Source organism: Staphylococcus sp. aM, assembly GCF_052975125.1.
On the sequence record NZ_CP121447.1, the window covers coordinates 542,478 to 564,630 of the forward strand.

The 22,153-nt window shown below is 32.5% G+C and carries 22 protein-coding genes; 14 read left to right on the plus strand and 8 right to left on the minus strand.

Annotated elements, in window-relative coordinates:
- The first annotated feature begins 189 nt into the window (after positions 1-189).
- Positions 190-1,629 (plus strand): sucrose-specific PTS transporter subunit IIBC, encoded by a 1,440-nt coding sequence (locus P7F85_RS02465; RefSeq protein WP_002466028.1) that lies wholly within the window; start codon positions 190-192, stop codon positions 1,627-1,629.
- Between the two features lie 70 nt (positions 1,630-1,699).
- Here the strand turns inward: P7F85_RS02465 and P7F85_RS02470 are convergent, their stop codons facing one another.
- Both P7F85_RS02470 and P7F85_RS02475 read right to left on the minus strand, forming a co-directional pair.
- Positions 1,700-2,647: a magnesium transporter CorA family protein gene (locus P7F85_RS02470; RefSeq protein ID WP_015364735.1), complete on the minus strand. Its 948-nt coding sequence runs from the start codon at positions 2,645-2,647 to the stop codon at positions 1,700-1,702.
- A 61-nt stretch (positions 2,648-2,708) separates the two neighbouring features.
- Positions 2,709-3,317, minus strand: coding sequence for a TetR/AcrR family transcriptional regulator (locus P7F85_RS02475; RefSeq protein ID WP_002467484.1), 609 nt, complete (start codon positions 3,315-3,317; stop codon positions 2,709-2,711).
- A 162-nt stretch (positions 3,318-3,479) separates the two neighbouring features.
- On the opposite strand from P7F85_RS02475, the gene P7F85_RS02480 reads away from it, so the two are divergent.
- Complete coding sequence (locus tag P7F85_RS02480; RefSeq protein ID WP_046464432.1) at positions 3,480-4,757, plus strand: YhgE/Pip domain-containing protein; 1,278 nt, start codon at positions 3,480-3,482, stop codon at positions 4,755-4,757.
- Between the two features lie 117 nt (positions 4,758-4,874).
- On the opposite strand, the gene P7F85_RS02485 is transcribed toward P7F85_RS02480, so the two are convergent.
- Together P7F85_RS02485 and P7F85_RS02490 are read right to left on the minus strand one after the other, a co-directional pair.
- Positions 4,875-5,300 (minus strand): lipocalin-like domain-containing protein, encoded by a 426-nt coding sequence (locus P7F85_RS02485; RefSeq protein WP_002467492.1) that lies wholly within the window; start codon positions 5,298-5,300, stop codon positions 4,875-4,877.
- A 36-nt stretch (positions 5,301-5,336) separates the two neighbouring features.
- On the minus strand, positions 5,337-6,092 hold the full coding sequence (locus P7F85_RS02490; RefSeq protein ID WP_015364736.1) for an SDR family NAD(P)-dependent oxidoreductase: 756 nt from the start codon (positions 6,090-6,092) through the stop codon (positions 5,337-5,339).
- Between the two features lie 299 nt (positions 6,093-6,391).
- On the opposite strand from P7F85_RS02490, the gene P7F85_RS02495 reads away from it, so the two are divergent.
- Positions 6,392-7,306 (plus strand): LysR family transcriptional regulator, encoded by a 915-nt coding sequence (locus tag P7F85_RS02495; protein WP_002467487.1) that lies wholly within the window; start codon positions 6,392-6,394, stop codon positions 7,304-7,306.
- A gap of 59 nt (positions 7,307-7,365) precedes the next feature.
- Here the strand turns inward: P7F85_RS02495 and P7F85_RS02500 are convergent, their stop codons facing one another.
- Positions 7,366-8,280 (minus strand): phosphatase PAP2 family protein, encoded by a 915-nt coding sequence (locus P7F85_RS02500; RefSeq protein WP_002467490.1) that lies wholly within the window; start codon positions 8,278-8,280, stop codon positions 7,366-7,368.
- A gap of 348 nt (positions 8,281-8,628) precedes the next feature.
- Between P7F85_RS02500 and P7F85_RS02505 the strand changes: the two genes are divergently transcribed.
- The 8 genes from P7F85_RS02505 (at position 8,629) to P7F85_RS02540 (ending at position 15,931) form a co-directional block, all read left to right on the plus strand.
- Positions 8,629-9,408 carry an SDR family NAD(P)-dependent oxidoreductase gene (locus tag P7F85_RS02505; RefSeq protein WP_002467489.1) on the plus strand — a complete coding sequence of 260 codons (780 nt, stop codon included), beginning with the start codon at positions 8,629-8,631 and terminating at the stop codon, positions 9,406-9,408.
- A gap of 167 nt (positions 9,409-9,575) precedes the next feature.
- Positions 9,576-9,995, plus strand: coding sequence for a MarR family winged helix-turn-helix transcriptional regulator (locus P7F85_RS02510; RefSeq protein WP_002467485.1), 420 nt, complete (start codon positions 9,576-9,578; stop codon positions 9,993-9,995).
- Positions 9,996-10,091: 96 nt separating this feature from the next.
- Positions 10,092-11,447 carry an MATE family efflux transporter gene (locus tag P7F85_RS02515; protein WP_002467488.1) on the plus strand — a complete coding sequence of 452 codons (1,356 nt, stop codon included), beginning with the start codon at positions 10,092-10,094 and terminating at the stop codon, positions 11,445-11,447.
- Positions 11,448-11,853: 406 nt separating this feature from the next.
- Positions 11,854-13,107 (plus strand): copper resistance CopC/CopD family protein, encoded by a 1,254-nt coding sequence (locus P7F85_RS02520; protein WP_015364738.1) that lies wholly within the window; start codon positions 11,854-11,856, stop codon positions 13,105-13,107.
- An 11-nt stretch (positions 13,108-13,118) separates the two neighbouring features.
- Positions 13,119-13,709 carry a YcnI family protein gene (locus tag P7F85_RS02525; protein WP_002467380.1) on the plus strand — a complete coding sequence of 197 codons (591 nt, stop codon included), beginning with the start codon at positions 13,119-13,121 and terminating at the stop codon, positions 13,707-13,709.
- A gap of 188 nt (positions 13,710-13,897) precedes the next feature.
- Positions 13,898-14,311 carry a DUF2871 domain-containing protein gene (locus tag P7F85_RS02530; RefSeq protein ID WP_002467375.1) on the plus strand — a complete coding sequence of 138 codons (414 nt, stop codon included), beginning with the start codon at positions 13,898-13,900 and terminating at the stop codon, positions 14,309-14,311.
- A 160-nt stretch (positions 14,312-14,471) separates the two neighbouring features.
- Entirely contained in the window at positions 14,472-15,506 is a 1,035-nt protein-coding gene (locus P7F85_RS02535) for an NAD(P)/FAD-dependent oxidoreductase (RefSeq protein WP_002467383.1), read from the plus strand.
- A gap of 23 nt (positions 15,507-15,529) precedes the next feature.
- Positions 15,530-15,931, plus strand: a complete 402-nt coding sequence (locus P7F85_RS02540) for a GNAT family N-acetyltransferase (RefSeq protein ID WP_002467386.1) — start codon at positions 15,530-15,532, stop codon at positions 15,929-15,931.
- A gap of 63 nt (positions 15,932-15,994) precedes the next feature.
- Here P7F85_RS02540 and P7F85_RS02545 read toward each other — a convergent pair whose 3' ends face one another.
- Positions 15,995-16,990: an acrylyl-CoA reductase family protein gene (locus P7F85_RS02545; protein WP_002467373.1), complete on the minus strand. Its 996-nt coding sequence runs from the start codon at positions 16,988-16,990 to the stop codon at positions 15,995-15,997.
- A gap of 331 nt (positions 16,991-17,321) precedes the next feature.
- On the opposite strand from P7F85_RS02545, the gene efeO reads away from it, so the two are divergent.
- From efeO to P7F85_RS02560, 3 genes are read left to right on the plus strand one after another with little or no spacing between them, the layout of a single operon-like run.
- Positions 17,322-18,176 (plus strand): iron uptake system protein EfeO, encoded by an 855-nt coding sequence (gene efeO, locus P7F85_RS02550; protein ID WP_046464431.1) that lies wholly within the window; start codon positions 17,322-17,324, stop codon positions 18,174-18,176.
- Positions 18,173-19,399 (plus strand): iron uptake transporter deferrochelatase/peroxidase subunit, encoded by a 1,227-nt coding sequence (gene efeB, locus P7F85_RS02555; RefSeq protein WP_002467377.1) that lies wholly within the window; start codon positions 18,173-18,175, stop codon positions 19,397-19,399. Before efeO ends, efeB begins: the two co-directional genes overlap by 4 nt.
- On the plus strand, positions 19,380-21,092 hold the full coding sequence (locus P7F85_RS02560) for an FTR1 family protein (RefSeq protein WP_002467371.1): 1,713 nt from the start codon (positions 19,380-19,382) through the stop codon (positions 21,090-21,092). The genes efeB and P7F85_RS02560 overlap by 20 nt, the downstream gene beginning before the upstream one ends.
- Positions 21,093-21,114: 22 nt before the next feature.
- Here the strand turns inward: P7F85_RS02560 and tatC are convergent, their stop codons facing one another.
- Both tatC and tatA read right to left on the minus strand, forming a co-directional pair.
- The gene (tatC, locus tag P7F85_RS02565) at positions 21,115-21,849 is read right to left on the minus strand and encodes a twin-arginine translocase subunit TatC (RefSeq protein ID WP_002467385.1); all 735 of its coding nucleotides are present in this window, start codon (positions 21,847-21,849) and stop codon (positions 21,115-21,117) included.
- Positions 21,833-22,051 carry a twin-arginine translocase TatA/TatE family subunit gene (gene tatA / locus P7F85_RS02570; protein WP_002452415.1) on the minus strand — a complete coding sequence of 73 codons (219 nt, stop codon included), beginning with the start codon at positions 22,049-22,051 and terminating at the stop codon, positions 21,833-21,835. Before tatA ends, tatC begins: the two co-directional genes overlap by 17 nt.
- Positions 22,052-22,153 lie beyond the last annotated feature (102 nt).

Genomic DNA, 22,153 nt, shown 5'->3' on the forward strand with positions numbered 1-22,153 from the left:
AAAGTACACATTAGCTATGGCTAATGCGTAAGAACCACTACATAATCAATGATTAGTGGTTCTTTATTATTTCTGTCCCACTCCCTTTACGCAAAAAGTGAAAAGGTAGTGTTGATTTAATAATTGGAACCGGTTACAATTAAAGTAGTTATTTTGGAACCGGTTCTAAAAATGGGAGGGATTAGACAAATGAACTATAAACAATCTGCAGAAGAGATACTAAATGCCATTGGTGGTGAAGAAAATTTAGATTCAATGGCCCACTGTGCAACCAGACTAAGATTAATTTTGAATGATGAGAGTAAAGTTGATGAAGAAGCATTATCTAAAATGGATGTTGTTAAAGGAACATTTTCAACTGGTGGACAATATCAAATTATTATAGGGTCTGGAACTGTCAACAAAGTATTTAACGAAATGGAAAATATCACAGGTAAAGAAGCATCTACAACATCTGAAGTGAAGGACAAATCGACTAAAAATATGAATCCAATACAAAGATTTGTCAAAATGCTATCAGATATTTTTGTACCGATTATTCCAGCTATCGTAGCCGGTGGCTTATTAATGGGATTAAACAATCTATTAACTGCAAAAGATTTATTTTATGCGGGTAAATCTTTAATTGAGGTACACAGTCAATTTGCAGGATTAGCAGATATGATAAATATATTTGCGAATGCGCCATTTACATTGTTACCTATATTAATTGGATTTAGTGCTGCTAAAAGGTTTGGCGGCAATCCATTTTTAGGGGCTGCACTCGGTATGATTTTAGTACACCCAAGTTTAATGAGTGCCTATGATTTTCCCAAGGCAGTAGAAGCAGGTAAGGCGATTCCACATTGGGATGTATTTGGATTACATATTAACCAAGTGGGTTATCAAGGACAAGTATTGCCTATGCTTGTGGCAGCTTATATATTAGCAACAATTGAAAAGTGGTTGCGTAAAGTAGTACCAACTGTATTGGACAATTTATTAACACCATTGTTATCTATCTTTATCACAGCGTTTTTAACATTTTTATTTGTTGGCCCAATTACAAGACAACTAGGTTATTGGTTATCTGATGGATTAACTTGGTTATATGAATTCGGTGGTGCTATTGGAGGATTAATCTTCGGTTTATTATATGCACCTATTGTTATTACAGGTATGCATCACAGCTTTATTGCAGTGGAAACAACGCTGATTGCAGATCAAGCTAAAACGGGTGGTTCATTTATTTTCCCAATTGCTACGATGTCTAATATGGCACAAGGTGGGGCAGCTTTAGCATCATTCTTTATTATAAAAAATAATAAAAAATTAAAAGGTGTTGCTTCAGCAGCAGGTATTTCAGCAGTTTTAGGTATCACAGAGCCTGCAATGTTTGGTGTTAACTTAAAATTAAGATATCCATTTATTGGTGCAATCATTGGTTCTGGACTAGGTGCGGCATATATTTCATTCTTTAAAGTTAAAGCGATTGCATTGGGGACTGCAGGTATACCAGGATTTATTTCAATCAATCCTAATCATGGTGGTTGGTTACATTATCTAATTGGCATGGTCATTGCCTTTGTAGTATCTGTAGTTGTAACGTTTGTCTTATCTAAAAGAAAAAAATATAAAGAAGTTCAATAAACATAAAAAAGATGGACAGTTAGAGTATATTGACCTCTAGTACTGTCCATCTTTTTATATTTAAAACTGGTTATAACTTCTGTTTTCGCCATAAGTATACACTGACAATCGCAACAAGTATCAGTGAGATACCAACAACGATAATCCAAGAAATATAACTATGATCATCTAATGGTAATGGAACGTTCATACCAAAGAAACTAAATACAAGTGTAGGTAGGGTTAGTAAAACCGTAAACATGGTTAAAGTTTTCATAATGGTGTTCATATCATTAGATAATAGTGACGCATAGGATGTTGTAATACTTTCTAAAATACGTTGATGTAACTCAGTAGTTTCGATGGCTTGGTTATTTTCAATGATTAAATCTTCAAGTAACTCTTCGTCATCTTCAAATCGTTTAATAGCAGGTAAACGGAATAATTTTTTAATAATGGTATCGTTACCTTTTAATGCGGCTAAAAAGTAGACTAAACTTTTTTCGACTTCCATTAATTTGAAAAGTTGTTTATTTGTAATATTATTTTTTAATTCTCTTTCAATACGGATTCTTGATTTATTAAGTAATCTTAAGTTTCTATTATAATGGTTCGCAATAGTGGTTAATATTTCTAGAGCGAAGCGACTATGAAATTTTAGATTAATATTATCTTGTCTTGAAAAGTTCTCTAAGAATTCATTTTCAGCATCACAAATTGTCATAACGATACCATTTCCAATGACGATACCAAGCGGAATCGTAATAAAAGATAAAACACTACGATTAGTAGAATTGATTAATGGTAAATCGATAATAATGAGAGAATATCCAGTATCTTCATCATATTCGATACGTGCACTTTCTTCTGAATCTAAAGGATCTCGTATAAAATCTTCAGGTAAATTGTAGTGGTCCATTAAATATTCGATTTCTTCTCTATCAGGTTCAACGACATTAATCCATAATGGTTGTTGATCTATAGGTGTTTCAATAATTTCATTATTCATTTGATTTGAATGTTTATATGCAGTGATCATTTGTTAAAGTCCTTTCAAAGCTTTTTTTCAAACGCATCACTATGTTTAACGAGCAATGTGTTTAATTCAAATGGTTATATCTCTGTTCGGCCATAATCCTTAGTGGGCCATAATAAATAATCTTAAAGATGTGTGTAACTAATTCGTCAACAGAGATACGGTTTGTGTCTAATACCCAATACCTAATGATAGATATTGTAGCACCAGATACGTAACTATGAAAATACATTTCAGGAATACCTTCAATTTCATTATCAACACTGATTTGATTTTTCATATTATATTGTATCAAATCACTTATTTTTTCTTCTAAGCGACTTTTTCTTTCTAAACTCAAAATAGTATTGTAAAAGTCTAAATTATCATACACATGTTGAATAATGTTACGCAACACTTTATCGATAAATAATGTCGCTATCATTTCAACATTATCGCCTTGAATCTCTGAGAATTGAGTGAATTTAGAAATTTGATCAATACATTCATCTTCCATATCAGTGAGAAGTAGGTATTTATCTTCATAATGTAAATAAAAAGTACCTCGGTTGATGTCAGCTTTATCTGCAATATCTTGAACTGTAATATTTTCAAGGCCTCGTTCTTTCAATAATTGTATAAAAGCGTGCTTAATTGCAGATTTGGTTTTGCGAACGCGTCTATCTTCTTTCAAAAATGTAAAACCTCCCTTAGTTAATAGACAATATTCATCATTGTGTTCAATAACGGACGTTTTTCTATTAATTGATTGTTGTTTATTTATTTAAACTCATTATAATTGGAAAAGTGATAAATATTCAACACAATGTTGAATTGCTTCAAGGGAGGAAAAGTTATGAATATATTTAAAAGCAAATTACTATGGTTGACACCAATCGCAATCATTTTAATATTAATGATTTTTGCAATTGCATTTTATCCAGCGTTTAACCCTAAACCTAAAGATATGCCTATCGCAATTGTAAACCACGATGAAGGTACATCTATTCAAGGTAAAAAGATGAATATTGGTGACAAACTAGAAGATAAATTATTAGATAGTGATTCTAAAGCAATCAAATGGGTCAAAGTAGATAGTGAAAAAGATGCTAAAAAAGGCATGGAAAATGAAAAATATTATGGCGCTGCTATATTTGAAAAAGATTTTTCTAAACATGCTATGAGTAAAACTCAAAAAGTAGTCATGGACAGCAAAAAAGCTGAAATGAAAGAAAAAGTTGAATCTGGTGAAGTGCCAGCGCAACAAGCACAAATGATGGCTAAAAAAATGGGCAATCAAAGTGTTGATGTCAAACAAGCACAATTGAAAACAATTGTGAGCCAAGGATCAAGTTTACAAGGTTCTCAAATGGCTACAAATGTATTGTCAGGTATGGGCGACAATATTAATAAACAAATTACAAAACAAAGTCTTCAAACATTAGAAAAACAAAATGTTAAAGTTGATGCTAAAGATATTGATTCTGTAACTAACCCTGTTAAAGTGGATAATGAAAAAATCAATAAAGTAAAAGATCATCAAGGTGGCGGTAACGCACCATTCTTAATGTTTATGCCAATCTGGATGGGATCAATTGTTATCTCAGTACTATTATTCTTCGCATTTAGAACAAGTGGCAATATTAAAATTGCACATCGTTTAATTGCTTCTGTAGGACAAATTGTATTTACAGTGATTGCAGCATTTGCTGGTAGCTTTGCATATGTGTACTTTATGGGAGGCGCACTTGGATTTGATTTCGATCATCCAAACCGTGTTGCAATCTTCGTAGCGTTAGCGATTATGGGATTTGTTGGTTTAATACTAGGAACAATGACTTGGTTAGGTATGAAATCAGTACCAATCTTCTTCATTGCAATGTTCTTTAGTATGCAAATGGTAATGTTACCAAAACAAATGTTACCTAAATTCTATCAACGTTATATTGTAGATTGGAATCCATTCGTACATTATGCTACAAGCTTAAAAGAAATCATTTATATGAATCACCATATTGAATTAAATTCAACAATGTGGATGCTTATTGGATTTATGATTTTCGGTACTGTGTCTAGTTTATTAGCAGCAGCAATTAGAAAACATAGTACAAAACGTACTGAAGTACCATCATAAAGTTAAACTTTAAATATACACTGTCGATAAGCTTTCAAAGCTTATTGACAGTGTTTTTATGTATATATATAAAAGAGCAATCCCTTATTACTGGGATTGCTCTTTATGTTCTGAATATTAATGATTAACACGTTGCCAAACGAGTTTTTGATTAGGGTTGTTTCCATTTTCAATGCTAAGTGTATTGCCATCAAGTTTGAATACACGTGGTTGTGTATCACCTAACCAAGTTGGATTCATACTTACATTCATCGTATGATAAACGGTTTGGTTTTCTTCATCTAATTCATATTTACCAGCATAAGCTAAATAACCGTGTGCAGCTTCTGCCATTTCATCTTTAGTACCTGTGTGAAGGTCACCAGATGCATATGCAGGGCGACCTTGTTGCATCAATTGAGCTGACATATAACCATCTGGATTATACATAATAAAACCAGTTGCATCTTTACCTAGGGGATAGAAAATTTTACCATTTTCATCTTCATCTTGATAACTTACTAATGCCCATGTACCAATTAATTGTTCTTGTAATTGACTCATATTAAAATTCCTTCTTTCTTAAATGTTAATAATGAATTATGCGTTTGAACCGCCAGATACGCTGATTGTTTCACCTGTGATAGCAGATGCGCCATCTGATGCTAAGAAAACAACAGTATCCGCAATTTCAGAAGGTTCTAATAAGCGATTCATTGGCGATTTACTTGTAATGTGTTTTTCCATTGCTTCTTGTTCAGAAGTACCATCTTGTTCTGCTAATTTTGCAAGTTGATTTTCGATTAATTTTGTACGAACTGGACCAGGTAATACAGCATTTGCAGTGATACCATCATCTACTGTTTCAAGCGCAATCGTTTTTGTGAAACCAATTTGTGCGAATTTAGATGCTACATATGCTGATTTGAATGGATCAGCCATTTCTCCATGTGCGGATGAAATAGTTACAATACGGCCTTTTTGTTGTTGTTTCATGCTTGGTAATACGTGTTTAGTCATTAAGAACGTACCTGTTTGAATAACTCCAATAACTTGGTTCCATTTGTCTAATGGGAAGTCTTCAATTTTAGATATATATTGAATACCTGCATTGTTAACTAAAACATCGATAGCACCATATTGATTAGTTACGTCATTAATAGCATTTTTAACAGTCGCTTCGTCCGTAACATCTACTTGATAGGCAACACCTTTTTTTAATGATTGTGCTGCTGATTCAGCTGCGTCTTTGCTCATATCAAAAATGAATACACGATCACCTTGTTGATCAAATGCTTGTGCGATAGCATAACCAATACCTTGGCCAGAGCCTGTAACGATGACATTTCTATTCATACATAATTCCTCCTAAATGTGATATTTGACCTAGAATAGGTCGAATATTGTTTTAATAGTAAATAAATTGTGAAAGAAGTTATAATAAATAATACGCCTAACTGAAGTGTTGAAAATCAATTCTAAAGAAGAACTACAAGTTGTGTATATTTAGAGATAACTATTCAATTGTTTTAAGTATTAATTTATGTCGATTTGATGACAATTACTATTATCTGCCTGAAAGTGTGATTTGTAAAAGACTTATTGAGATATTAAAACCATAACCAAATGGTTATACAGAGAAAGTGGTGAGTTAAATGATGAATACAAATTCAGTTCAATATTTAGAGGCAGTTGGACGCTTTGGGAGCATCTCTCAAGCAGCCAAACATTTATATATTTCTCAGCCTTATTTGAGTAAATTTATTAAAGAAGTAGAATCAGAATTAGGGGTAACACTGATAAATAGAGATAGTAATCCAATTACATTAACGTATGCAGGAGAACGTTATTTGGATTATATGAATCAAATCAAATATACATATAAAGAAATGAAACAAGAATTACAGAACATCTCAGCATTGAAAAAGGGAAGATTAGTAATAGGTGTGAATCCTATATTAGCAGCGCACACGTTATATGATATATTGCCTGAATTTATAAAAGCGTATCCAGGTATAGAATTAAAGTTAATAGAAGAGCCGTCACATCGAATTGAACAACTTCTTATAGATAATAAAATAGATATCGCATTAACGATATTACCGTTTTATCAAGGGACTTTTAAATATGATGTTTTATATTCAGAAGCGATTTATTTAGCATTACCACCTGATTATTCATCGCATTTAAGTCATCAAAGTGAGGATAAAAATGTGGAAGACATACATGATGTTATCAAAAGTGACCATTTTATTTTATTGAAACCTAACATGGCGTTAAGACATCTTACAGATCAAATTCTAGAAAATGATGGTATAACACCACACATAGTGATGGAGACAATGAGTGTGGATAATGCATTAAGATTAGTTAATGAAGGATTAGGCATGACATATGTCCCCGAAAGTGTTAAAAATAGCATGCCTCAGTTTAAAGGACAATTTATCAAACTCGATACATCTAAGTATGCAAATCATGTTGTTTTAGCTTATAAATATGACAAACTCAATCATTTATCCAAAGGTGCTAATGCATTTTTAGAAATGGCAAAGTCAATTTATAGGGACTAAAATAATAGCCAGAGACATCATTTAAGTGTCTCAAGCTACTATCAAAAATATACTGTTCTTTAATCGGGGTGTTCCGCTATATGATTGGCTGTTAACTTTTTGATTAGGAAATCAGCGATTAACATTAAACTAAACATGATGATTAAGCTCATAGTGACATCACTTGTAAAGTGAGCGCCTATTCTGATTCTACTTAGAGCCATCAATACACTATAGATTAATCCTATGATAAACATCCATTGTCTTGTTGATAGTTTTTTAAAGTAAAATGCAAAGAACATGAAGAAAGCACCGTTGCCAGTGTGACCTGAAGGGAAGGAACTATGTCCCGTATTACCATTAATTGTAAGCCAATTGGTAAAATGACCAGCTTTATCCTCAATTTCATATGGTCTAACACGTCCCCACAGTTCTTTCATATTATCTACAAGTTCTAGGCCAATGAGTAATACCATAAAGCTAACAATAGAGACTTTAAATAGTCTTTCTAATTCTGACATATCAATACGTTTTAACCAAAATTGATAACAAATTAAGGCAATAATGATTAAGATAATGAATGAAATTAAGAAACTTAATCCAATTGATAAAGCTTCACCAGTGTTTCCTTCGTTATTTGCCATACCCATAGGTTTATGCTTTTTAATATTTTCTGATGTAGACATCATGTATTGAACTGTTTCAGATACCAATGCATTAGTCTTAATTAATGTATAACCAAAAGATACAATTAAAATGATAGCTTGTGCCAATCTATTTTTAAATGTCTTAAACACATAATAGTTAAAAATAATCATAGATATAATAAGTACAAATGTGGGTGGGAAGAGTCCATAATTTTGGAAAATAGTGCCAAATAAAGAGTTTTGATCCATTAAATGTTTAGAAATAGATTGATCTAAAAACGTTGCAGCACATAAAACAACAATAAGAATACCTAAAGTAGCTGAAGCGAGTTTTTTTGAAATAACCATATGATCCCCCTAGATGTTATGTATTTGTAAAGCAAGATTTCAAGAGACATAACTATACAAAGTTTTCTAATAGTATAGTTATGTCTTGTTAAAGGGTAGTAATCAATTTTTAAGTCATTGTGTTGTGAATATTAAGATTATGTAAATGTAAAATTTTGAATAAATTGAAGAACCTTTGGAAATACTGTCGAGTAAATATGAGTGTTCATTTATGCAAAATAAATTTTAATTTTATCTCATAAGTGTAATATGAAAAATATTTATCGACTAAAGTAAGCGTTTGCACTATGAATTTAACTCGATTTATTCTAAAATGAGCATATATACAAACATAAGGAGATGGATTGAATGTCAGTATTAGATAAATTTAAATTAGAAAATAAAGTTGCAATTGTAACAGGAGGTGCGTCTGGTTTAGGTAAAGCCATGGGGAAAGCATTAGCTGAAGCGGGTGCTAATCTTGTGATTGCTGATATGAATTTAGAAGTTGGTCAACAAACAGCTAAAGAATTCGAAGAAGAAACAGGTAACAAAGCAATCGCTTGTGAAGTAGATGTCACAAATATTGATCAAGTTAACGCTATGGTAAAAGAAACAATGGATACTTTTGGTCATATCGATATTTTATTTAACAATGCAGGTATTAATGAACATGTTGATTTTGAAGATATGCCATACGAACGTTGGAAAAAAACGATGGATGTTAACTTAAATAGTATGGTATTAGTAACGAACGCTGTAGGAGAAGTATTCCGTAAACAACAAAGCGGTGTTATCGTTAATACATCATCAATGTCAGGTGTTATTGTTAACACACCACAACCACAAGCAGCATATAATACATCTAAAGCAGCTGTTATCATGTTAACTAAAAGTTTAGCTAACGAATGGGCTAAACATAATATCCGTGTCAACACTATTGCACCAGGATACATGAAAACAGAATTAACTAAAGATTATTTCGCTAAAGGTGGCGACATGATTGATACTTGGATGAACATGACACCAATGAATCGTCCAGGTGTTCCTGAAGAATTACAAGGTGCTGCGCTTTACTTAGCTTCAGATGCGTCATCATTCGTTACAGGATCAGTCATTACTGTTGATGGTGGTTACACTGCATTATAATAATGAAGATTTATAAAGCTAGCTCATTTTTGAGTTAGCTTTTTTATTATTTATAGGTCTATGTACCTGTTTAATAATCAGAAAATTAGAACTTTAATATATCGGTTGTAAATTTGAAAAAGCATGTTATTATATTACTTAGATACCTAACTAAATGAGGTGAAGCGATGGAATTAACGTATCAATTTTTATTAAGAAGCTTAGCGCACCAAATGAAAAACTATGCGGATCGAAGGTTAGATGATTTTGGAATTACTCAAGAACAGAGTCATACATTAGGTTACATTTATCGACATCAAGAAAAGGGCATTTCACAAAAGGACATCATGAAGACGTTCGATAGAAAAGGCTCAACAGTTAGTAGTATATTAAAAAATCTCGAAAAGAGAGATTTAGTATATCGAAAGGTAAATCCAGAAGATACACGAAGTAAAATTTTGAAACTAACTGATGAAGGTATAACGTTAGTCGAGTCATTTACAAAGGTCTTTGATGAAATTGAAGAGCGAATGATTTTAAATTTTGCCGAAGAAGATAAAATAAAATTAAAAGAATATTTAGAACAGATGATGAAAAACTTAGAATAATGCGTGGTTATTGCTATTGATAATAACCACATTATTTTTCAAGATATAGTTAGAAATCTAACTGTTAGTCATCTAACGAAAAAGGGAGTAAGAATAATGAAAGACGAACAATTGTATTTTTTTGAAAAAGCACCAATCTTTAAAGCAATGATGCATTTCTCATTGCCAATGATGATAGGAAGTTTATTAAGTGTAATTTATGGGATTTTAAATGTATATTTCATAGGATTTTTAGATGATAGTCATATGATTTCAGCTATCTCATTAACATTGCCAATCTTTGCAGCTTTGATGGGATTTGGTAATTTATTTGGAGTTGGTGGTGGAACGTATATTTCACGACTACTGGGTGCCAAAGATTATAGTAAAAGTAAATATGTAAGTAGTTTCTCAATATATGGTGGATTACTATTTGGTATTATCATCGCATTAATTACAATACCATTTACAGATCAAATTGCTCAAATATTAGGAGCACATGGTGAAACCATTCATTTCACAAGTGAATATTTAAGAATTATGTTCTTAAGTGCACCATTTGTTATTGTATTCTTTATTTTAGAACAATTTGCACGTGCTGTTGGCGCACCATTTGTATCAATGGCTGGTATGTTAGCAAGTGTTGTATTAAATATGATTTTAGATCCAATATTAATTTTTGGATTTGATTTAAATGTGGTTGGAGCAGCTTTAGGAACAGCAATTTCAAACTTAGTAGCTGCGGTCTTCTTTATCATTTATTTTATGAAAAAAATTGATTCTTTATCTGTAAATATTAAATTTGCCAAACCTACAAAAGAAATGATGGCAGAAATTTTCAAAATTGGTATTCCTGCTTTCTTAATGGTAGTACTTATGGGTGTAACTGGATTAGTATTGAACTTATTCTTAGCTACTTATGGTAACTATGCGATTGCTAGTTATGGTATTCAATTTAGATTAGTACAATTCCCAGAATTAATTATTATGGGGTTAAGTGAAGGGGTTGTACCATTAATTGCTTATAACTTTGTTGCTAATAAATCAAGAATGAAAGATACAGTTAAAGCAGTTATAGTATCTATTTTTGCAATCTTTGCAGTAAGTATGGTAGTTGTGTTCATCTTTGGACACCAAATTATTCAATTATTTAGTACTGATCCACACATTGTTAGTCTAGCAACATTTATGCTACAAGTTACAATGACATCATTACTATTAAATGGTATTGGATTCTTATTTACTGGTATGTTACAAGCAACTGGACAAGGACGTGGTGCAACGATAATGGCTATTTTACAAGGAACAGTCATTATTCCAGTGTTATTCGTTATGAATAGTTTGTTCGGTCTAACTGGTGTAGTATGGTCATTATTAATTGCTGAGACATTATGTGCTTTAGCAGCAATGCTAATTGTATATTTATTAAGAAATAAACTAACAGTAGATAAAGAAGCTTTATTAGAAGAATAATCATTAGTATTCAATTGGAGGTTGAGACATAACGTTTTTGTGCTTTGGGAAACCGATTAACGGCGTCCCAAAAGCAGGATTATCGGCAGAAGGGACCCAACATAGAGAAATTGGTATTCCAATTTCTGCAAACAATGCAAGTTGGGCAAACGCTCACGATTCGACAAAATTTGGAAAACAATTCAAATGAACAAACTCAACTATTGAGTTTGTAAGAACTACTAACCTATGAATAAGGAAGTAGTTCTTTATCATCGTTCGGTTCTGCTCAAATCCTAAACGCGTTTGTCCTGACCTCTTTTTTGTCTAATTCGTGAACAATTTTTAATATTATTGTGAATGATAATGGTAATCGTTATGATGTAATGTGGAAAGAAAGTTGAAGTAATAAAGATAGGGGGATTCGATGGTACATATTAAAAGGTACCCAAAAATCGTTATTGCTTTAATAATGATTTGTTTTCTTTCGTTGATGCCATCACTGATGAATGAAGCTTCAGCTCATGCAACTTTGGAAAAGACGAATCCTAAACAAAATGGCGTTGTAAAACACATGCCTAATGAGATTGAATTAGAGTTTAATGAACCTGTTAACTCTAAGTATTCCAATATCACATTATACAATGATAAAGGAAAAGAATTAGGTAAAGTGAAACCATCGACGTCTGGATGGTCTAAAACGTTAGCATTTTCAACTGACAAAGTCGGCAAAGGTACACATACAATTAAATGGCAAGCCATTTCGGCCGATGGACATGAAGTTGGAGACCAATTTGAATTTTCAGTTGGTAAAGTTACTGCGAAAGATATAGATACATCTAATGCCTTTTATGAAGAACCAAGTTTCTGGTTTGGTGTTATGAGATATATTGCGGAAGGCGCTACGATTATATTAGTTGGTTTCTTTTGGTTGAATCGTATAGCCCAACGAAAGCAATTGAAGTCGTTTGATCTATTTCCAAAACAGTTTGGTATTGCATTTATGTTGATGATGTCATATGTAATGGCATTATTGCTTTACATGATGACTTTAACTTCTGACGTAGTAGATGATATTTTGTCGCTTAATATGGAGGTTTTAATGCAATTTCCATTTATTTTAAGCTCAATTGCAATGATATTATTATATGCGTTAATCATAATTAGAAATATGGATCGCATATGGTATGTACTTGTTTCATTTGTAATGATTTTAACAATAGCGATGTCAGGTCATGCGTGGTCACAAACATTTCCGATTTGGTCCATTGTGATTAGGACGATACATATAGCAGGTATGACGCTCTGGTTAGGCGCACTTGTATATCTCGTATGGTATGCAATGATTAAGAAATCGTTAAATCAAATGAAGACAGTTCGCTCAATGCTATTTAAAGTAAATGTGATTGCGGTAACGATGATTATCATTTCAGGTGTGTTAATGGCAATTGATGAAACCAATATTTTGGCGATTTGGTCAAATATGCAAACATGGACAACATTAATGTTAGTTAAAATCATCGGTACTATACTTATGATGGCATTAGGATTTTATCAAACTTCAAAAGCACTTGGTAAACGTCAAAAAGTCAACCGCATGACATTGATTACAGAATTGGTAATAGGGATCATACTTATTTTTATAGGTGTTATGATGAGTCAAATTAATATTCCAGGTTAAGGAGCAAAATTATGTTTAAAAAATTAATATCAATGAGTTTTATTTTATTTTTTGCATTAGGGTTATTTAAAGTAGCAGATGCACATGTCACATTAAATCCTAATGAGAGTGAACCTAAATCATATGATAAATATGACGTACGTGTTCCTGTAGAACAGAATGACAACACAGTTAAAGTAGAGTTAACAGTACCCAAAGGTGTGAATCTTGAAAATGTAGCGCCGGTTGATGGGTTTAAGCATTCTTTTGAAAAAGATAAAAAGGGAAACATCACAAAAGTAACATGGAAAGCAACTGGAAAAGGTATAGGTCCAAATGAATTTATAGAATTTCCAATTGTAGCCGCTAATCCTGACAAAGAAGGCAGTTTTAAATGGAAAGCTGTTCAAACGTATGATAACGGTGACGTCGTTAAATGGGATGGAAAAGAAGATAGTGAACATCCTGCACCAATTACAACTGTGAAAAAAGGTGCAAATCCAAGTGGTTCACATAGTGATCAATCATCAACTACAAGTGGTAGTACGATTGCATTATGGATAGTATCTATTGTCGCAATTTTACTTTCATTAATTGCGATTTTTAAGAAATCACGTAAATAATCATTTCAATTAGAGGTGGAGGTATTTAACCATTGAAGTATCGCTAAATGACATAGCGACATATTTCAACGTTAATTCTCTACCTCTTTTAATATAACTTAAATTTTAAAATAATCATGATGTTGTTGTATTGTCACTTTCATAATGATAAATATGTTCTATAATATAGATGTGAGGGAGGAAACATCATGCGCAGATTATTATACTCATTTTTAATTTATATGATTATTGGGTTATTTAGTGGTTTTTATTATAGAGAATTGACTAAAGCTCATCATTTTACGGGTGATACACAATTATCATTAGTCCATACACATACATTAATTTTAGGTATGTTCATGTTCTTATTATTACTACCTTTAGAAAAGGTCTTTAAATTAAGTAGTTATTATTTATTTAATTGGTTTTTCGTGATTTACCATATTGGTGTATTAGTTACAATTGGTATGATGACGGTCAAAGGTACATATCAAGTCATTGGTAAAACTGTTCCAGCATCTTTCCCTGGTTTTGCAGGAATGGGACATACGGCAATGTTAGCCGCATTATTAATACTATTTTTCTTATTAAGACAAGCTATTATTAAAGAACCGAGAGATTAAAGCGAACTCGTGAGTATACAGACTCACGAGTTTTTTTATGGAGTGATTTGCTTCATATGTTATAGGTCGTGTAGTATAATGAAAAAGTATTAAATGATAATAATTTTCAGTTAAAGTATAAATGTATGTTATTTACAGTGTTATTTTAGGGGGAAGCAAAATGGAAGACGTTACAATTATAGGTGGCGGTCCAGCAGGGTTGTTTGCAAGCTTTTACTCTGGTCTAAGAGGGATGTCTGTGAGAATCATAGACGTGCAAGATAAATTAGGTGGAAAGATGCAAGTTTACCCAGAAAAAATCATATGGGATATAGGTGGTGTAGCACCGAAACCATGTTATCAAGTTATAGAAGATATGATTCAACAAGGGTTACATTTTAATCCTAAAGTGAATTTAAATGAACGTGTCATAGATATTAGAAAAAAGGAGGAAAGACATTTTGAAGTTGAAACTGAAAAAGGTCACATCTTCCATTCTAAATCAGTCATTTTTGCAATCGGTGGTGGCATTATAAATCCCAAACCATTAAATATCAAAGGGGCAGAAAGATATCAACTGACGAACTTACATTATGTCGTGCAATCATTTGCTAGATTCAAAGGGAAAGATGTTCTTATTTCTGGTGGTGGCAACACTGCATTAGATTGGGCACGCGATATTGCTCAAATTGCGAACAGTGTGACAGTTATTTTTAGAAAACCAGAAGTGTCTGGATATGAAGCAATGACTAAAGTCCTAGAGGATTTAAATGTAAGATTGATACCACATACACAAATTAGTGAACTAATAGGTAACGAAGAAGATAAGTATATTCACCAAGTTAAATTAGAAAATGTAGAGAATGGTGATATTTCAATAGCTTCATTTGATGACGTCATTATTAGCCATGGCTTTGATCATGAGAATCCGTTATTAAAAGATTGTACATCGCAATTTGAACTATACGATGAATATCGTGTTAAAGGTTTTGGAAATACAACTACTAATATTCCAGGTATCTTTGCGTGTGGTGACATTGTACATCACGAGGCAAAGGTTCACCTGATTGCGAGTGCTTTTAGTGATGCAGGTAACGCGGCCAATCTTGCTAAAACATATATTCAACCAGACGCTCCAACGGAAGGCTATGTTTCAAGTCATAATGATATTTTCAAAGAATCTAATAAAGACATTATCAATCAATATTTATTTTAAATGAAAAATCTGGGGGAGTCATAATGGTAGATATTAAACATTTAGCACCGTCTGTAGAAGATTATTTAAAATTAAGAATAGATGCGGGATTGAGTGCCAAGTCCATCGAAGCGGCTCAAAGAGGACTACCTAATGCTTGTTTTAATGTCACTTTATATCATGATTCGTCATTAATAGGTATGGGTAGAATCGTTGGAGATGGAGGAACAGCACTTCAAATTGTGGATATTGCTGTCCATCCAGATTATCAAGGACAAGGGTATGGTCGTACAATTATGGAACACATAATGCAATACGTTCATGATAATGCAGTGAAAGGTACTTATGTAAGTTTAATGGCGGATTATCCCGCTGATAAATTGTATGAAAAATTTGGTTTTCAATCTACAGAACCACATTCAACTGGAATGTATATTTTATTTTAAACATAGTAAAAAGGCGTCCGCGACAATGTAGCGAGGACGCCTTTTCTTTGTAATACTATTATGTTATTTAACACCAAAATCGACAACAATTCGGCCCATGTGTTGGTGATTCATTGCGCGTTCAATACCATTTGGTAAGTCATCAAACGCAATAACTTCTTTAATATCATGTAATTGTTTTGGTTTTAAATCTTTAGCAAGACGACGCCATACGAGTTTGCGTAGTTTAATTGGAGTAAAGACAGAATCAACACCTAATATACTGATACCTCTTAAAATAAGTGGAAAGACAGAACTTTCGAATTGAGTGCCACCAGTCATTCCGATAACGGCTATACTACCATTATTATCAAGCTTATTGATGATATTAGCTAAACTTTCGCCACCAACTGGATCTATAGCAGCCTGCCAAGTTCTTGAACCTAATGCTTTACCATCATATTCAGGTAAACGATCAATAACTTCCTTGGCACCTAATGTTTTCAATTTGTCAGTTGCATCTTTACGCCCAGTACTAGCAACAACATCATAACCTAATTTATCTAACATTAGGACTGATAACATACCAACGCCACCAGAGGCACCTCTAACTAATACATTATCCTTTTCTATTGTTAATCCCTCAGTTTCTAAACGCTCAATAGCTAAACCAGCTGTGTAACCAGCAGTACCATAAATCATAGCTTCTTCTAAAGTTAAATCTTCAGGTAAATCGATAATCCATTCACTCTTCACACGAGCATATTCACTGAATCCACCGAATTGACTCACACCTAAATCATAACTTGTCACAATAACTTTATCCCCAACATAATGACCTGGGGCATTAGATTCTACAATTTCCCCCGATAAATCAATACCTGGCACCATTGGATATTGTTTAACAATCGCATTTCGATCTTGGGTAGCTAATGCATCTTTATAGTTAATACTGGAGTAATGTACCTTGATAAGCACATCCCCTTCAGGTAAATCATCTATAGTGATTTGCTTAAAATCTGCAGAGACCTTTCCTTCATCATCTCTATCTACGACATAAGCCATAAATTCTTCTGTCAAAACATGTCACTCCTTCAATATTATTGACCTTCATTATAAATTGTTCCTCTACTTATTAAAATGATTACTACTTTCCTTATTTATATTTAGCAAAATATTGCCATAGTTATTTTAATATAAAACGAAGTGAAATTGCATAAAGTTTTAGAAATTAAAATGTTAAAAAAACTGTCTCATAAAAATTGAAAAGAATTGTTGTTGACACATTTAAAATAGACCCATATAATTATTTTGATAATGATTATCAATTGATATTACATAGATAAAAATATTCTGTATATATAGCGCGTCAAATCAGCGTGGTAAATGAAAAATTTGAAGAGGTGTAGGAATGAAGAAATTACCAGTAATTTTATTAACGTCGTCTTTACTTTTAGCAGCATGTGGCAATAACAGTGACAGTGGTAAAGATAATTCTAGTAAGAGTAGTAATAATAGTGAAAACAAAGCTGAATTAAAAGAAGCTACTAAAAAATATGAAAAATATACTGATAAACAATTAGATGAATTCTTAAAAGGGACTCAACAGTTTGTAGATGCGATTGACAATAATGATATGGATAAAGCGAAAGAATTATATCCTAAAGTACGTATGTATTATGAACGTTCAGAACCTGTTGCAGAAGCATTTGGTGATTTAGATCCCAAAATTGATGCACGTTTGGCAGATATGAAAGAAGAAAAGAAAGAAAAAGAATGGTCTGGTTACCATAAAATAGAGAAACAATTATATCAAGATAACACAATAGACGATACAACTAAGAAAGATGCACAACAATTATTAAAAGATGCTAAAGAGCTACACGCTAAGGCAGATACATTAGATATTACACCTAAGTTAATGTTACAGGGGTCAGTAGATTTATTAAATGAAGTATCAACGTCTAAAATTACTGGTGAAGAAGAAATTTATTCTCACACAGATTTATATGACTTCAAAGCTAATATCGAAGGTGCACAAAAGATTTATGAATTATTCAAACCAACATTAGAGAAAAAAGATAAAAAATTAAGTGCTGATATTCAAAAGAACTTTGATAAAGTGAATGAATTACTTGATAAATATAAAGACGAAGACGGATACAAATCTTATAACGATGTAACTAAGAAAGATAGAAAAGCACTTTCAGATGCAGTGAATTCTTTAGGAGAACCACTAAGTAAGATGGCTGTGGTTACAGAATGAGTAAAGTAGATAATCAATCATCGTCATCTGTTTCAAGACGCTCATTTTTAAAAATGATGGGTATTGGTGGAGCTGGCGTTGTCATTGGCGCAAGTGGAGCAGGAAGTGTATTTTCATTTAAGTCAATGTTTGATACACCAGAAGATGAAGAAAAAGATGCATATGAATTTTATGGCAAAGTACAAGCAGGCATAACAACACCAACTCAAAAAACATGTAATTTTGTATCATTAGAACTTAAATCTAAAGATAAAAGCGCCATTAAAGATATGTTTAAACAATGGACTAAAATGGCGGCAAATATGACTGACGGCGATGCAGTCGAAAAGGATAGTAAGAATCCTTTATTACCGCCCGTTGATACTGGCGAAGCAATTGGTTTAGGCGCTAGTAAATTGACTTTAACATTTGGTGTGAGTAAATCATTTATGAAAAAGCTAGGTCTTTCTGACAAAATACGAAAAGACTATAAAGATTTACCACATTTTCCAAATGATCAAATAGACGAAGACTATAGTGATGGTGACATCATGATTCAAGCTTGTTCTAATGATGAGCAAGTGACATTTCATGCTGTACATAACTTAATACGTCCGTTTAGGGATTTAGTCAAAGTAAAATGGTCACAAAACGGATTTGTATCAGTCAAAGGTAAAGAAACACCAAGAAATCTAATGGCGTTTAAGGATGGTACAGTTAATCCGCGTAAAACGAATGAATACAAAGATTATGTCTTTATTAATGACGGTTGGGCTAAAAATGGCACATATTGTATCATTCGACGTATTCAAATTCACATCGAAACATGGGATCGTACTGCATTAGAAGAACAAGAAGCTACTTTCGGTAGAAAAAGAGGTTCAGGTGCACCGTTAACAGGTAAAAAAGAATTTGATGAGTTGGATTTAAAAGCTAAAGATAGTACAGGAGAATATGTCATTCCAGAAGACGCCCATGCACGATTGGCAAGAGAAGCGAAAACTTCAATTAAAAGACGTGCGTATAATTATACTGCGGGTACTAACGAAAAAACTGGCAATTTAGAAACAGGATTATTATTTATTAGTTTCCAAAAATCACCACAACAATTTATTGATATACAGAATCATCTAGGTCATAAAGACAAATTGAATGAATATATTACGCATAGAGGTACTGCTACATTTATCGTATTGCCAGGCGTACAAAAGGGAGGCTACCTAGGTGAAACACTATTTAATTAAAATAGTTGTGATATTAATGATTGGGCTGTCTATTTTCAGATTTACACCTGCACACGCCGAATCAGCCTCAATGAGCGAAACATATGTTGCGATTACTGATGCGAAATCGACAATTGCAGATAAAGATAAAAGCCAATCTGATAAAGCTAAAGCATTAAAAGACGTTAAAAAAGAAATTAAAGCGTTAAAGATTAATAATGATAGCAAAGAAGGCAAACAAGTTAATAGTAAGTTGAAAGAAGTAGAACATGCTTCATCAGACGATGCTAAAGCAGACAAACTTGGTGAACTGACTAAAGCACTTATAGCTTATGAAAACCAACAATCTTCTAAAGACGCTTCAGGAAAGATTAAGGAATTACAACAAGCAGTTGATGCTAAAGACGCACCAATGAAAAAAGCCATCAAAGATAAAAATCACTCAGAACTACAATCATTAAACAATGATTTAAATTCGATATGGACGAGTAATGAAACAGTCATTCGAAATTATGATGATGGTAAATATGGTCAAATTGAAGTTAATTTAATGCAACTAAGAGTTGCCATTCAAAAAGAGCCACTAGATACTGACAAAGTTAAATCTGCATGGTCAACGTTTAAGAACAGCATTGATACCGTTGATCAAAAGCAATCAGATTCAGACTCAGATAAGTATAAAGTTACTCAACTCAATGAAGAATTAGATAAAGCGATTGCTGGTATCAATGACAATGATTTAGATAAAGCAGATGCATCCTTATCGCAATTTGTTAAAATCTGGCCATATGTCGAAGGTAAAATTCAAACTAAAAATAGTAGTTTATATACTAAAATAGAAGATAAAATTCCTTACTACCAAAGTATTTTAGATCAATCTAATAAAGACCGTGTGAAAAAAGGGTTACAAGAATTAAATTCAGAAATCAAAGATACGGTCGGACAAGGTGAGTATTCATTTGTAGATATCATGATTATTTTCCTACGTGAAGGTATCGAGGTATTATTAATTATCATGACTTTAACTACGATGACACGTAAAGTTAAGGATGTTAAAGGAACGTCAAGTGTAGTAGGCGGTGCCTTATTAGGTCTTATTTTAAGTATTGGACTAGGTATTACCTTTATCTATACGATTGGTAATAATGGCGTCGTAAGAGAAGGTATGGAAGCTATTTTAGGTATCGTAGCAGTGGTATTAATGTATGTTGTTGGTATTTGGATGCATCGAAGATCAAATGCCCAACGTTGGAATGAAATGATTCAGAGCATGTATAACAATGCGATGAGTAACGGTAATTTAATATTACTGGGTACTATTGGATTAATTTCAGTATTACGTGAAGGTGTCGAAGTCATTATCTTCTATATGGGAATGATTGGTAGTATTACTACAAAAGATTTTATTCTTGGTATAGGATTAGCAATCATAATATTAATTATCTTCGCATTTGCATTTAGATTTATCGTGAAACTTATTCCTGTACGATTCATATTTAGAGTACTGTCTATCTTAATATTTGTCATGACATTTAAAATGTTAGGTGTAAGTATTCAAAAATTACAATTATTAGGCTATATGCCTCAGCATAGTATTGAAGGATTACCAACATTAAGTTGGATTGGTTTCTACCCAAGCGTTGAAACAATTATTGCTCAAGTCATATTAATCATACTTATCCTTGGGTTTGTTTTATACAATCGTAAGAAATAAATAAACATCTCGAATGAAGATATTAGACTTCGTTCGAGATGTTTTGTTGTTTATATGTGATTTTGGCGATGAGCATACTAAATTCAAATAAAAGAATTAAAGGTAACGTTAATAATAAATTAAGTACTAAATCAGGTGGTGCAATGATACTAGCAACTACAAAACATGCAAAATAAATATATTTACGATAAGTACCTAATTGGCGCGGATCAATTAAACCAAAATGTGCTAATCCTAAAAATAGAACTGGTATTTGGAATAAAAACCCAAAGACAAGTAGCCATCTTATGAGTTCTTCTAAATACGCTTTTAAACCTATGATTGGTTCGATACTAAGGGCATCTGATAAGTTAATTGAAAAATTAATAATCAGTGGGAAACCAATAAAAAAGGCAAATATAACGCCAAGAATAAAAAGAACTGCACAAAAGATACTATATTTATAGATGAATTTGCGTTCATGTTGATGTAAGCCTGGTGCGATAAATGCCCATAGTTGATAGAAAATCAGTGGTGCAATAATGCAAAGTGCGACCGTAAATATAATCATAATATAAATTTGTATAGTTTCGGTAAACGAGAATGTGTGCAACGTCACATTAGACCGTTTTATATAATGTAAAAAGGGTTTAACCCACCAATGTGACGTCAGATAAGTTATCACTGTTGCGACAATAAAGGCAATCAGTATACGTACTAATCGTTGTCGTAGTTCAGTAAAATGGTCTAATAATGTCGAGTTATTTTGATTGTTCACGTTGTGATTTTGATGCTTTACTGGGTGTGTCTGTAGAATCGTCATCCATGTGTTCAGCTGCGGATTTAAATTCTTTTAAAGTCGACCCAATAGCACGTCCAAATTGTGGTAATTTCGTCGGTCCAAAAATGATTAAGGCAATAATACTAATGATGACAAGACTTGTAGGTCCAGTAATTCCTAATACAAACAAATTTTCCATTTAATTCCATCCTTTATGAGTGTGATTGATTAATTATAACTTTATACTTATTGATAAAGATTATCAATAAGTATTTTACTTTTTAAAAGATTTTTTTTAAGC